Origin of the sequence: Streptococcus infantis (assembly GCF_018499575.1) — a bacterium.
GTDB lineage: Bacteria > Bacillota > Bacilli > Lactobacillales > Streptococcaceae > Streptococcus > Streptococcus infantis_K.
In genome coordinates, this window is record NZ_JAHDAP010000004.1 from 12,802 (window position 1) to 28,699 (window position 15,898).

At 41.8% G+C, this 15,898-nt stretch carries 4 protein-coding genes; all 4 read right to left on the reverse strand.

Features of this window, described 5'->3' with window-relative positions:
• Positions 1-115 precede the first annotated feature (115 nt).
• On the reverse strand, positions 116-5,881 hold the full coding sequence (locus KJR31_RS08310; protein ID WP_214262895.1) for a CshA/CshB family fibrillar adhesin-related protein: 5,766 nt from the start codon (positions 5,879-5,881) through the stop codon (positions 116-118).
• A gap of 258 nt (positions 5,882-6,139) precedes the next feature.
• Positions 6,140-9,787, reverse strand: coding sequence for a DNA-directed RNA polymerase subunit beta' (rpoC, locus tag KJR31_RS08315; RefSeq protein WP_214262896.1), 3,648 nt, complete (start codon positions 9,785-9,787; stop codon positions 6,140-6,142).
• Between the two features lie 32 nt (positions 9,788-9,819).
• On the reverse strand, positions 9,820-13,422 hold the full coding sequence (locus tag KJR31_RS08320; RefSeq protein ID WP_214262897.1) for a DNA-directed RNA polymerase subunit beta: 3,603 nt from the start codon (positions 13,420-13,422) through the stop codon (positions 9,820-9,822).
• A 362-nt stretch (positions 13,423-13,784) separates the two neighbouring features.
• Positions 13,785-15,797, reverse strand: coding sequence for a DUF2079 domain-containing protein (locus KJR31_RS08325; RefSeq protein WP_214262898.1), 2,013 nt, complete (start codon positions 15,795-15,797; stop codon positions 13,785-13,787).
• Between the last annotated feature and the right edge of the window lie 101 nt (positions 15,798-15,898).

Below are 15,898 nucleotides of genomic sequence, written 5' to 3' on the forward strand. Positions count from 1 at the left end.
TACAAGATTGTAGCATAGTTCGATTCTTAATACAAGCATCAAAAAAACTAGTGCATCGATTGATGCACTAGTTTTTAATTAGAAAGTTGACTTTCTCACTTCTTTACAGAGTTGATTAGTCTTCTTTCTTTTTACGAGCAATAAGTCCAAATCCACTCAAGACACCTACTAAACCAAGAGCAGCAAGGCTAGCGTTATCCTTAGTACCTGTGTTTGGCAATTGAGGAGCATTTTCTTTAGCTGGAGCTGGTTTAACTGGAGCTTCTGGTTGTTCTGGAGTTACAACTTTCTTGTAGATATGTTGGATATTTCCGTTAGCATCCACAACTGTCTTCACAAACTCATATCCTGGAATATCTTTCTTAGGTTGTTCTCCATCCTCTGTTGGATATCCTGGAATTGGGTTTCCATTTTCGTCAACATGAGTAGTTGTAATCTTTTCGTAGACATGTACTGTATCGCCGTTTGGCAATTTCTTAGTTTCAACGAAGCGGTATCCTGGAATTTCAGCTTTTGGTTGTTCACCGTCTGCTGTTGGGTAACCTGGGATAGGTTTGCCATCTTTGTCTACAAATGTAGTAACTGGTGTTACTGTTGGTGTGTATGTTGCAGAAGCTTTTGTTCCGTTCATATCTTCACGAACAACTGTAACAGATGGAGCTGTTCCTGTAAATTCAGGTTCTGGTTTGAAGGTTACTGTTCCGTCTGGTGCTACTGTGTAGGTACCAACACCTGGAATAGTCTTAGTTGTTGAACCATCGTCAAATGTAGCTGGAACATCATCATTCATTGGTACATTTGAGTTACCTGGTGTAAAGGTTGGTTTACCTGTTTGTGTTTGACCTTGTTTGTCAGTTGAAGTAACATCTTCACCTGTTGGTGTTACTGGAGTCACAGTTGGTGTGTACTTAGCTGTTACTGGGGTACCGTTCTTATCTACACGTTTAACAGTCACGCCTGTTCCTGTTCCTGTGAATGATTTTTCTGGTACAAATGTAACTGTTCCGTCTGGTGCTACTGTGTAGGTTCCTTCACCTGGGATAGTCTTAGTTGTTGAACCATCTTCAAATGTTGCTGGAACATCGTCATCCATTGGTACACTTGGATTACCTTCTGTAAACTTAGGTTTACCTGTTTGTGTCTTACCTTGGATATCTGTGGATGTAACATCTTCACCTGTTGGAACTACTGGAGTAATCTTAGGTGTGTAAGTTGTTTCTACAGCAGTACCGTTAGCATCTTTAGCTTGAACCTTAACTGGAACAACATCACCTGAGTATGACTTGTCAGTTGGTGTGAATGTTACAACACCTGTTTCCTTATCAACTGTGAAAGTACCGATTTCTTTACCTTCTGGTGATTTAGCAACTACTGATGTAGCTGGTTTGCCATTTTCGTCAAGAAGAGTAATGGTATCCTTGTCGATTGGTGCAACTGGGTCACCTTCTGTGAAGGTAACAGTACCAGTTTGAACCACACCTTGAGGTGCAACTGATTCAGCTGGAGTTGCAGTTGGTGTTACTGGAGTTACAGTTGGTGTGTACTTAGCTGTTACTGGGGTACCGTTCTTATCTACACGTTTAACAGTCACGCCTGTTCCTGTTCCTGTGAATGATTTTTCTGGTACGAATGTAACTGTTCCGTCTGGTGCTACTGTGTAAGTTCCTTCACCTGGGATAGTCTTAGTTGTTGAACCATCTTCAAATGTTGCTGGAACATCATCATCCATTGGTACATTTGAGTTACCTGGTGTAAAGGTTGGTTTACCTGATTGTGTTTGACCTTGTTTATCAGTTGAAGTAGCATCTTCAGCTGTTGGTGTTACTGGGGTTACTGTTGGTGTGTATGTTGCAGAAGCTTTTGTTCCGTTCATATCTTCACGAACAACTGTAACTGATGGAGCTTTACCAACAAATGATTTTTCTGGTACAAATGTAACAGTGCCGTCAGGTGCCACTGTGTAAGTACCAACACCTTCAACAGTCTTAGTTGTAGATCCATCTTCAAATGTTGCTGGAACATCTTCGTTGATTGGAACAGTTTTTTCTACTCCATCAACTGTAACAGTTCCACCCTTGAATTCAGGCTTACCTTTTTGAGTTGCGCCTTGGATGTCTGTTGTTTCAGCTGGTGTTGCAGTTGGTGTTACTGGAACAATCTCAGGTGTGTAAGTTGTATCAACCTTGATTCCGTTTGAGCTTTCAGCTTGAACCTTAACAGGCGTTACTTTACCTGTGTAAGACTTATCAGTTGGTGTGAAGGTTACAGTACCAGTTGCTGGGTCGATTGTGAATGTACCGATTGGTGTTGTTCCATCTTCAGCATAAGCTGTTGTAGTTGTAACTTCGTTACCATCTTTATCCAAAAGTGTATAGCTGTTATCTTTAATAGTGATTTCTTTATCTTCACCATTTACTTGAACAGTTGTTCCTGCAAAGGTTGGTGTACCGGTTTGAGTCGCACCTTGGATATCTTTTGAAGTTGCAGGGCTTGCAGTTGGAACTGCTGGCACAACCGTTGGTGTGTAGCTTGCTTCAGCAGTGATGGTTGAAGTTTCACCTTTAGCATTTGTGATTGTTGCAGTTGCTTGAACCTTAACACCTTTAGCTGTTCCGACAAAGTCTGGTTCTGGAGTGAAGGTTACTGCTCCTGTAGTAGGATCGATAGTGTATGTTCCTTCTCCTGGAACTGTCACTGTTGTTTCATCAGTAGGTTGACCAGTTGCTGGGTCTACCAATTTCTTACTTGTGATTTTCGCAGTCTTATCGTTGCTCAACTCAAATGTAGGAGTTTGAGTTTGTGGAACGTTTTGGACGTCCTCAGATACTTTATCTGTTGGTGTGATCGTAATTGGAGTTACAGTTGGTGTGTACTTAGCCGTAGCAGTCTTGAGGTATTCATCACGAACTGTTCCATCTTTATCTCTTCCGACAGGTGCAGTCAATGACACAGTAACACCTTTTGCAGTACCAGTAAATCCTGGTTCTGGAACAAAGGTAACTTCTCCTGTAGCATCATTGATTGAGTATGTTCCTTCTCCCGCTACTGTTACAGAAGTTGCGTTGGTGACTTGTCCAGTTGCTGGGTCAACCAATTTAGCAGGATATACCAAACTTGGTGTGATCGCAATCTTTTCACCATTTGCATTTGTAAGAGTTGTATTAAAGGTTGGTGTACCTGTTTGAGTTGCGCCTTGGACATCCGTTGAAGTCTTATCAACCCCTTCAATATCACTTGGAGTAACTGTTGGGATGTAAAGCCCATCCATTGTATTTAATACTGTATCAACGTTTGCTTCCTTATCAGGGAATTTAGTTGACCAACCTGTGTCATAGCCATTGCTATCTGTACGACGGATAGAGATTCCATCAGCGGTGCCTAGGAATTTATCTTCTGGGATGAACTCCACATCAACAGAAGTTCCGTTTGGAGTGATCTTATATTTCCCTTGACCAGCTACAGCATAGTAGCCATCTGCGCCAGGTGTTACGACTTGACCTGTACGGTTATCGATCATTTGTGGAGCTACTGTTTCATCAATTTTTGCTGACTCAGTTAGGCTATAGCCTTGCAAACCTCGAGCAGTAAAGGCAACGGTTGCTGTTTGTTTGGCACCTTGAGGACCAGTTGTTTCTTTGACTTCTCCTTTTGGTGGGTGAGTGATTTGAGTCTTAAAGTCCTCAACCTCCCCTGAAAAGGCCATTCCTGTCGGGCTCTCAATTTGAGCAGCATCCTTAGCAATTCGTAACCGTACTCCTAGTTCGTTGACACTAGGATCGATATAGGTTTTGCTCTTGGTGAATCTTAGGGTAACGGCTCCATCCTTAGTAATGGTTGCTAAATCAGAGCGTTCGTCTTCATCAAAGGTACCGTTTTGGTTAAAGTCAACCCAACCATAAATATTGGCTTGTGGAGCCCCATCTGTGTGAGCTTCAACAGTAATCGTATAATTCCCTGGTTTGGTACGATCCATCTTGATCAACTCATTGGTTTTTCCTTTGAGGTCATTCGGAAGCAATTGGTCGATTCCTTCATCAGCCGTTGTTGCTTTATCGTCACCGGTCCAATCAAGAGCATTGTTTTCATCCATATCAGGACTCAAGTGGCCGAGATAAGGTTGGTTCACTTTCTTACCAGTAATTCCATCTACAGTTGCGATCGAATGAATCGCCTTACCGTATGATTCAGGCGCATCTCCTTCATCAAGTGGGAAGAATCCCATCATAGCAGATTGTTTACCACCTGAAGCAATGTAAAGACCGATTTCAGAAGCTCCCTTTGTCATAACAAGAGGAACATCAACATCATTTGCAGAAATATTTGGACCGAAGACACCTGTACCGAGACCTCCAGTTATTAAATCAGCACTTCCAAAGTACTTCCAGGCAACCGGTTTTTTGTCTGGTCCGACTTGAGTACTATTACGAAGTTGATTAAGGTTAGTACTAGCGAAATTAATACCGTCTATATTGGTGGTAGGGTTTGAACCAAATAAATTGTCTGTATTTTGTGGAATATAGGTTACATTATATCTTCTAGTCGATTTTTTCCATTCCCCAATATGTTTCCATCCTTCTCCATTGGTGGTGAACATAACCAATTCACCAGGGTTAGCTGACTCACCATCTGCCATGACTACAGCAGGTTTGACAGTTTTTCCTCGGAAGGTAGCGGAGACTTCAAATTGAACCCCAATATTCCCACCATTTAATTCTGAACTAATAGTTGTACTCTTTGTTCCAGTATTAATTCCTTCTGTTCTAATCTCAGTCCAACGGTTTTGAGGCTCGGCAATAACCTTGGCTTCATGACCAGCATTCAATTCTGCAAGTGATTTTTGGTCACTAGTCCCACTCACATAACCATTTTTAGCATTAGGATCATAGGTTGCTTTTTCTGCTTCTGTAGCTCCACGTTCTTCCATCCGTTTTTTATAGATTTCAGTCGCTTGGAAGGGTTTCAAAGACTTGACTTTGATAGTTACTACATAGCCAGGCATGATTTCCTTAGTATAGGTAGCACCAACTTGGAGGGCAAGTTTGCCGTCTGACGTTGTCGTTGTCCCTGTCCAGTTAGCTGTTTCTCCAAAGTCTAACCAAGAGATTTGACTAGCAAGGTCTGCGGCTTTTACATTTGTTGTAAAGCCTGGTTTTGCTTCTTTTGGAGTTGAAGTTGCGTCTACAACGTCTGCACCAATTCCAGTAGCTGTTGCAGTATCTGCACGGAAGGCTGTGTTTTTATCAATCTCTTTTCCATTACGAGGGTCGTTTTTCCCTGTATTTGCGATTGCGTTTGTACCTTCAGCTGGTTTTGTGTTTTCTGCAGGTTTCCCTGTAGTAGCTTCTGTCTTTTCAGTAGCTGCTACTTCTGTTTCGGCTACAGCTTTTTCTTTGTTTTTAAGCTTAGAATTGACAATTGTTACAAGTGATTGGTAAGCTGCATCCAATTCAGCTTGACTTGTAGCAGATGTAAGTGCATTTTTAGCATTAGCAAGACCTACCTTAAGAACTTCAACGCTCTCGTCTGTCTTGTTGCTGTATTTGCCGTTTGCCACGTTTGCTTCAATTTCAGCAACGTAAGCTGCCAATTTTTCGCTATTTAGCTCAGGTTTTGCTTCAGTAGAAACTGCAGGCGCTGCTTCTGCTTGGTAAGTTACTTCTTTAGCAGGTGCTGCTTCTGTAGTTTGAGGAGTTTCTGCCTTGTTAACTTCTGTTGTAGCTGCAACTCCATCAGCTTGTTTTTCTTCAGTTACTTCATCAGCTCCGACACCCGTGGCAGTTCCGAGCATTACCAACGTTCCGAGTAAGACCGAACAAACTCCTACATGAAGTTTACGAATCGAGAATCGACTAATTCGATCGTTAAACAGATCATTTTTCATGTTTTACCTCCAATACCCTTTCGGGAGTGTATATATTGTTATAATTTATGCATTGTTTTTTACAAAATCCCAAACATGCAACGTCTTATTTTAGCATTATTAAACTTAAAATCAAAGCATTATGCTCATTGTTTTGAAAGTTGAAATCAATATACATTTATTCCATTTTTTTACTATTATTTCAAGAAAATATGCATTACGCTTTCATTTCCTATACACACCAAAAGAGGGAATTGCCCCTCTTTTGGATAAATAGGTTTATTCACTTGTTTCAACAGTCTCGACTTGGACAGCTACTTGCTCTTCTTGTAAATCTGCAAGGAGGGATTCTTCGTTGACTGCTTGTGGTTCAAGGTTACGGTAGCGAGCCATACCAGTACCAGCTGGGATGATCTTACCGATGATAACATTTTCCTTGAGACCAAGGAGATGGTCTTTCTTACCACGGATAGCCGCATCTGTAAGGACACGAGTTGTTTCCTGGAAGGAAGCAGCTGACAAGAAACTATTTGTTTCAAGTGAGGCTTTGGTAATTCCCATAAGGACTGGTCGACCAGTCGCTGGAACTCCACCTGAGATAAGGACATCCTTGTTGGCATCTGTAAAGTCGTTGATATCCATGAGAGTACCCATGAGAAGGTCTGTATCACCTGGATCCATGACACGAACTTTACGGATCATTTGACGAACCATTACCTCGATGTGTTTGTCACCAATTTCTACCCCTTGGCTACGGTAAACTTTTTGTACTTCACCGAGGAGGTAAGTCTCAACTGACAAGACATCACGTACAGCAAGGAGACGTTTTGGTTGGATAGAACCTTCTGTCAATGCTGCACCACGAGAGACTTGATCGCCAACTTGGACACGCATACGGGCTGTAAATGGTACCACGTATTCGCCTTCTCCAGTTTCACCCTTAACGAAGACTTTCTTGGTACGAGTTGAAGCATCTTCTTCGATAGCTGTAACCTCACCCTTGACTTCAGTGATGACCGCTTCCCCTTTAGGATTGCGGGCTTCAAAGATTTCTTGGACACGAGGAAGACCCTGAGTGATATCGGTATTTGAGGCAACCCCACCCGTGTGGAAGGTACGCATTGTAAGCTGTGTACCAGGTTCCCCGATAGATTGGGCAGCAATTGTACCAACTGCTTCACCGACTTCAACCGCATCACCAGTCGCCAAGTTGATACCATAACAGTGACGGCAGACACCATGACGAGTGTTACATGTAAATACGGAACGGATTGTTACTTCTTCAACACCGGCATTTACAATTTCACGTGCTTTATCTTCTGTAATCAATTCATTTGGACCGATGATAACCGCACCAGTTTCTGGATGTTTAACAGTTTTCTTAGTGTAACGACCATTGAGACGTTCTTCGAGAGACTCAATCATCTCTTTACCTTCTGTGATAGAACGGATCAAGAGACCACGGTCAGTTCCACAGTCGTCCTCACGGATGATAACATCTTGGGCAACGTCAACCAAACGACGAGTCAAGTAACCTGAGTCGGCTGTCTTAAGGGCCGTATCGGTCATACCTTTACGGGCACCGTGAGTTGAGAAGAACATTTCGAGTACTGACAAACCTTCGCGGAAGTTTGAAAGGATTGGCAATTCCATGATACGTCCGTTCGGAGCAGCCATCAGACCACGCATACCGGCAAGCTGTGAGAAGTTTGAGATGTTACCACGGGCTCCAGAGTCCATCATCATAACGATAGGGTTCTTAGGATCTTGGTTGGCAACCAAACGTTTCTCGAGTTTTTCACGGGCAGCACGCCATTCAGCTGTAACAGCATTGTAGCGTTCGTCATCTGTGATCATACCACGACGGAATTGTTTGGTGATTTGTTCTACACGTTTGTGTGATTCTTCGATGATTTCAGCCTTGTCTTCAACAACTGGAATATCGGCGATACCTACTGTCAAACCTGCAAGAGTTGAATGGTGGTAACCGAGGTTCTTCATACGGTCAAGTAGGGCAGATGTTTCTGTCGTACGGAAACGTTTGAAGATTTCAGCAATGATATTTCCAAGGTTTTTCTTCTTGAATGGCGGGTTAAGTTCAAGTCCTTCAATAGCTTCCTTGATATTTCCACCTAGTGGCAAGAAGTACTTAGCCGGAACACCTTCTGTCAAGTTTGTGTTTGTTGGTTCTTGCAAGTATGGCAAACCTTCTGGCATGATATCGTTGAAGAGAATTTTACCTACAGTTGTAAGCAAGATTTTGTGTTTTTGATCTTCTGTCCAAGGTTTGTTGAGACTATCTGTTGCGATACCAACACGTGAGTGGAGGTGAACATAACCATTACGGTAAGCCATAACAGCTTCGTCACGGTCTTTGAAGACCATTCCTTCACCTTCACGGCCAGCTTCTTCCATGGTCAAGTAGTAGTTACCCAATACCATGTCCTGAGATGGAGTAACAACTGGTTTACCATCTTTCGGATTCAAGATATGCTCAGCAGCAAGCATCAAGATACGAGCTTCTGCTTGGGCTTCTTCTGAAAGCGGTACGTGGATGGCCATTTGGTCACCGTCAAAGTCGGCATTGTATGCTTCACAGACAAGTGGGTGCAAGCGAAGAGCCTTACCATCAATCAAGACTGGTTCAAAGGCTTGGATACCCAAACGGTGAAGGGTAGGTGCGCGGTTCAAAAGCACTGGGTGTTCTTTAATCACTTCTTCGAGGATATCCCAGATACGTTCATCTCCCCGTTCTACCAAACGTTTAGCCGCTTTAACGTTTTGCACGATATCGCGAGCTACAATTTCACGCATGACGAATGGTTTAAAGAGCTCGATAGCCATTTCACGTGGCACACCACATTGGTACATCTTCAAAGTTGGACCAACGGCGATAACGGAACGTCCTGAGAAGTCAACACGTTTACCGAGCAAGTTTTGACGGAAGCGCCCTTGTTTACCTTTGAGCATATGGCTCAATGATTTAAGTGGACGGCTACCTGGTCCTGTGATTGGACGACCACGACGACCATTGTCAATCAAAGCGTCAACCGCTTCTTGAAGCATACGCTTCTCATTTTGAACGATGATACCTGGCGCGTTCAACTCAAGCAAACGAGCCAAACGATTGTTACGGTTGATAACACGACGGTAAAGGTCGTTCAAGTCAGATGAGGCAAAACGGCCACCATCCAACTGCAACATTGGACGAAGATCTGGTGGAATAACTGGAAGGATGTTGAGAATCATCCATTCAGGCTTGTTTCCAGACTTGTGGAAAGCATCCAAAACATCCAAACGACGGATAGCTTTCACACGTTTTTGTCCAGTAGCTGTTTTCAACTCTTCTTTGAGTTCAGCAATTTCTTTTTCAAGATCTACTTGTTTCAAAAGGTCTTGGATTGCTTCGGCACCCATTTTGGCAACGAATGAACCATGACCATATTCACGCAAGCGTTCACGGTATTCACGCTCTGTCATGATAGATTTGTGTTCAAGTGGTGTATCTTTTGGATCAATCACCACGTAAGCAGCAAAGTAGATAACTTCCTCGAGGGCACGAGGGCTCATATCAAGGGTCAAGCCCATACGGCTTGGAATCCCCTTGAAATACCAGATATGAGATACAGGAGCTTTCAACTCGATGTGTCCCATACGTTCACGACGGACTTTTGTACGCGTTACTTCAACACCACAACGGTCACAAACAATCCCTCTGTAACGAATGCGTTTGTATTTACCACAAGCACATTCCCAGTCTTTTGTAGGACCAAAGATGACTTCATCAAAGAGTCCTTCACGTTCTGGTTTCAACGTACGGTAATTGATTGTTTCAGGTTTTTTGACTTCTCCATAAGACCATGAACGGACTTTACTTGGAGAAGCTAGTGTGATTTGCATACTTTTAAAACGATTTACATCAACCACTATTTCTTCCCTTTCTATTATAAGTGAACTGCTTATTCTTGTTCAGCAGCTTCTTCTGTTGCTCCCGCTTTTGCATTTTCTTCTGCTTCAAAGGCTGCTTTAGCCTCTTGAGCTGCTCTTTCGCGGGCTTTTTCAAGGTCATCTACGTGGATGACATCTTCGTCCATTCCTTCATCAAGGTCACGAAGTTCCACTTCTTGATCATCTTCGTCAAGGACACGCATGTCAAGACCAAGAGATTGCAATTCTTTTACAAGAACTCGGAATGATTCTGGAACACCTGGTTTTGGAATTGGTTTTCCTTTAGTAATAGCTTCATATGCTTTCAAACGTCCGTTGATATCGTCAGACTTGTAAGTCAAGATTTCTTGAAGGACATTTGACGCACCGTAGGCTTCAAGAGCCCAAACTTCCATCTCACCGAAACGTTGTCCACCGAACTGAGCTTTACCACCGAGCGGTTGTTGGGTAACGGTTGAGTATGGTCCGACTGAACGTGCGTGCAATTTATCATCAACCATGTGGTGGAGTTTGATCATGTACATGACTCCGACAGAAACACGGTTATCAAATGGTTCACCAGTACGGCCGTCGTATAGAATCGTCTTAGCATCGCTATCCATACCTGCTTCTTTGACAGTGTCCCAAAGATCTTCTGAACTTGCTCCGTCAAAGACTGGTGTTGCGATGTGGATACCAAGAGTACGTGCTGCCATACCAAGGTGAAGTTCCATAACCTGACCGATATTCATACGTGATGGTACCCCAAGTGGATTCAACATGATATCGACTGGAGTTCCATCCGGAAGGTAAGGCATGTCTTCTACAGGAACGATACGAGAGACAACCCCTTTATTTCCGTGACGTCCGGCCATCTTATCTCCGACCTTAATCTTACGTTTTTGTGCGATGTATACGCGAACCAGCATATTAACGCCAGATTGCAATTCATCACCATTTGCACGTGTAAAGATTTTAACGTCACGAACAACACCGTCGGCACCGTGTGGTACACGAAGAGAAGTATCACGAACTTCACGAGATTTGTCTCCGAAGATAGCGTGCAAGAGACGTTCTTCAGCAGAAAGGTCTTTTTCACCCTTAGGTGTTACTTTACCTACAAGGATGTCCCCTTCTTTAACCTCGGCACCGATACGGATAATCCCCATTTCGTCAAGGTCTTTAAGGGCATCTTCACCAACGTTTGGAATTTCACGAGTGATTTCTTCAGGGCCAAGCTTTGTATCGCGAGTTTCTGATTCGTATTCTTCAAGGTGGACAGATGTGTAGACATCATCTTTGACCAAGCGTTCGCTCATGATAACGGCATCCTCGAAGTTGTAACCTTCCCATGTCATGTAGGCAACGATTGGGTTTTGTCCAAGCGCCATTTCACCTTTTTCCATAGAAGGTCCATCAGCGATAAAGTCACCTTTTTCAACGACATCACCAACTTTTACAAGGGTGCGTTGGTTGTAGGCAGTACCTGAGTTTGAACGACGGAATTTTTGGATATGGTAAACATCAAGCGAACCGTCTTCACGACGAACTTCTACCTTATCTGCATCTGCATAGGTAACTTTACCATCGTATTGAGCGATAACAGCCGCTCCAGAGTCGTGAGCTGCTTGATATTCCATACCAGTACCAACAAATGGTGCTTTTGGATCAATCAAAGGCACAGCCTGACGTTGCATGTTGGCACCCATGAGGGCACGGTTGGAGTCATCGTTTTCCAAGAAAGGAATACATGCTGTCGCAACTGCAACTACCTGTTTAGGAGAAACGTCCATGTAATCAACACTTGACGCTGGATATTCTTGGTTAACCCCTTGGTGACGTCCCATGACAACTTTTTCTGCAAAAGTGCCATCAGCGTTCAATTTAGAGTTAGCCTGAGCAACTGTGTACTCATCTTCTTCATCGGCAGTCAACCAAACGATTTCGTTGGTTACTTTACCAGTCACACGATCAACCTTGCGGTATGGTGTTTGAATGAAACCATACTTGTTCAAGTGTCCATATGAAGACAAGTTGTTGATCAAACCGATGTTTGGTCCTTCAGGCGTTTCAATCGGACACATACGACCATAGTGAGTGTAGTGCACGTCACGCACTTCATATCCAGCACGGTCACGTGTCAAACCACCAGGTCCTAAAGCAGACAAACGACGTTTGTGTGACAACTCAGAAAGTGGGTTGTGTTGATCCATGAACTGTGACAATTGAGATGAACCAAAGAATTCTTTGATTGCAGCAGTTACTGGACGGATATTAATGATTTGTTGAGGTGTTAACACTTCGTTATCTTGAACAGACATACGTTCACGAACGTTACGTTCCATACGTGAAAGTCCAAGACGTACTTGGTTGGCAAGCAATTCACCAACGGCACGGATACGACGGTTTCCGAGGTGGTCAATATCATCGACACGACCGATACCTTCAGCCAAGTTGAGGAAGTAGCTCATTTCAGCAAGGATGTCTGCTGGAGTGATTGTGCGAACTTTATCATCTGGATTCGCATTACCGATGATAGTCACAACACGATCTGGATCAGTTGGTGCTACAACCTTGAATTTTTGGAGTACGACTGGTTCTGTCAATACTGCTGAGTCATTTGGAGTGTAGACAATCTTGTTCAAATCACCATCCAAGTGACCTTCAATGCTTTCAATAACATCGCGGGTCATGACAGTACCTTTTTCAACCAAGATTTCGCCTGTTTCTGGATCTACCAGTGGCTCAGCAATTGTTTGGTTGAGTAAACGATTTTTAACATTTAGTTTCTTGTTAATCTTGTAGCGTCCTACAGCAGCCAAGTCATAACGACGTGGGTCGAAGAAACGAGCTACAAGCAAGGTACGTGAACTCTCAGCAGTTTTGGGTTCACCTGGACGAAGGCGTTCATAAATTTCTTTCAAAGCTTCGTCTGTACGAGAGTCCATTGGGTTTTTATGGATATCTTTTTCAACAGTGTTGCGAACCAATTCGCTGTCACCAAAGATATCAAAAATTTCATCATCACCTGAGAAACCAAGTGCACGAACCAAGGTCGTAAATGGAATTTTACGCGTACGGTCGATACGAGTATAGGCGATGTCTTTAGAGTCACTTTCAAGTTCCAACCAAGCTCCACGGTTAGGGATAACAGTTGAACCGTAGCCCACTTTGCCGTTCTTGTCTACCTTGTCATTAAAGTAAACACCTGGAGAACGCACCAACTGCGATACGATAATACGTTCACCACCGTTGATGATGAAGGTACCCATCTCAGTCATGATTGGGAAATCCCCAAAGAAAACTTCTTGAGTTTTGATTTCACCAGTCTCTTTGTTAATCAAGCGGAAAGTTACAAAGATTGGTGCTGAATAACTAGCATCATGGATACGAGCTTCTTCAAGCGTATATTTAGGTTCTTTGATTTCGTAGCCAACAAATTCCAACTCCATTGTGTCTGTGAAGTTTGAAATTGGCAATACATCTTCAAACACTTCCTTCAGACCATGGTCTAGGAAATCTTTGAATGAATCAGTTTGAATTTCAATCAAATTTGGTAAGTCAAGAACTTCTTTGATTCTTGAAAAACTACGACGGGTACGATGTTTCCCGTATTGAACGTCATGTCCTGCCAAGATGATTCTCCTTTGTAAATAAAGTTCCAAGCTTAGTTACCTAAGCAAATAAATATCGTTAAATGGTTCTAAAACCCCTATCAACTTATCCCCTTTGACTAATTTTCAGAATCTTTAAATGTCTGTTACAGATGCAAAAAATGCCGAAAAAAAGCACAAAAAGAGCAGTTAAATCCGACTTTTTTCAGGAGATTTAACTGCTGTGAGCCTTGTCTGGACAATATTTCAGACAAAACCTACGACAAATGATTACTCATATTATACCTGATTTTCTCTGATTTTTCAAGACCTTTGAACCATTTTTTCTTACTTTAGTATAGAAGTGGTTTGTTTTCTGAAAAGGGAGTTTTCATGTTCCGAAGTTACTGTGGTTTTTCTAAGATGAAAATTTCATTCGAAGAATAACTGCTTTCCTTGTAGCCTAAGCTTTCATATTGCTTAATCAGCTCAACATAGAGTTCGCTAGTATCCTTACTTTTTCTCGGAATAACTACAAAATCTATAGACGAATCCACTTTCTGACCGTTGTGATAGAAAATATCATATAATTTTTGGTGTTTTCTGAGAACTGATGTGTACGGATGTTCAGCGACTACTGAAGATTCAGCCGGCAGACTCTCTAAGGTGTATCGTATATCATCAAAATTTTGTTTGTTTTGATGATAATAGCCGATATTAAAGCTCCATTTATGCGTCAACTGGTGTAATAGCATTCCAGATACAACAATACCTACCACAACGGTAAGAACAACAAACTTTTCTTGCAAAATTTTGTTGATTTGAAGTTCTTCTAGCGAGAGTAAAGCCATTAGAAAAAGTAAGGCTGCACTACCATAACTATATTGAAAACCGATGTCATATTGATAAGGCCAATTGGGCAATAAATTTATGACAACAAGCGGTAGAGCTAATATATAATTTTCCCAATTTCGTTGAACAAGAGGTAGGAAACAAAGCGGAGCAAGCATTAGGAACAGATAACCTAATCGCTTAGCTGTAAAAATTGTACTGATCACATATTCTGGATGGGTCAAGAGATTTTTCAAGACCATGAATAGTCCGCTCTCACCATTCTGTAGATAAGTGTCAAAACGAGAGACCATACCTCCTTCGCCGTAAACACTCAAGAGATACATCGCAAACATAAAATAAACAATAGGTAAAATAATATCTACTAACAAAATCCGCAGTCTTGTGGTTTTTGATAAGATGAATCGTTTTTGTAAGAGGAAGTAGGCTCCAATGCTAATCACATAGATAAATGCATCTTCTTTTACCAGTAATAGTAGCAAAGTCGAACCGATAATACCCAGTTTTCGCTCAGAAACAATGAAATAAAACAACCAGAAGATCAAAGCGGTTAGGAAACAATTTTCATGGAGATGAGTCCCGCCTGCGGTTGTTATAACAGGGAATAAAACAAACCATGCTACTATCAATATATTTGTTAGTTTAGATAGTTTGAATTTAGGAAGCAATAGTTTCAGAGGAATAATTGCAGAAAAAGCAACTAAAACCTGTAAAATATCTAGCGTTTCTACATATGGGAATAATTTATAAAACGGAAGCATTAGATAAAAGATTGGAGACACGTGTACCGCAAAATGCGAAAGTACTCGGTCTCTCTCCAATGTCGTAATTGGAGTCCAATCTGTATTCATACGCTCAAACATTTGAGAAAAGATACCGATGTCAAAGGTGCTCACCTCAATTGTTTTGACTTTATAATACACAACGACACAAAGATAGAGAACATAAGCAATACTAAGTGACAGAACCGCTAACCATACTAACTTTTTATGTTCTTCTAAAAATTCTTTTACTGGCAATTGTACAAAAAGAAAAATCAGTACAGCAGAGAGAATCACTGCTAAAATGATTGGCCAAATCAGTGTGTAAAATCTAGTAGTCGTTAAATCAACGGCATGAAAACCGAGTGCTGCATCATTAAAATTGGAATCAACTAAGGTTAATAGACGGGGAATCGCGCCTACTATCGTAAACAAATACAAGAAAGACAAGGATTCACCTTTGAGCTTAAAAAAGACAAAGAGAAGCAATGCCAAAAGTAGTATCCCTAACGCTAGGAAAAATGAAATACTTTTATATACAGCAAAAAATAAGACTAGACAAGATATAAGAATATTAATCCTACGAATATTGAGGGATGATTTTATTTCCACTACCCCAATGAATATAGCTGCTATGAGAAAAACCAAGATTTTGTCAAAAACAGGTCCAGAATTTAGACTTAGAAAAATGTCTTGTGGTGCATAGTGCAATAAATGAAGCAAAATGACTATTAAATATGCCCCCAGACCATACGACAAAAATTGCTTTCGTTTTTCAAAAATATTCCCTAATACTTTTTCCACAGTAATAATCCTCCTAATAATAAAATAATTGTATCATAATCCTGCCCTTCCTTCTATCCCTTTTTGAATCTTTTACAACACTATCAATGTCATAACCTCCA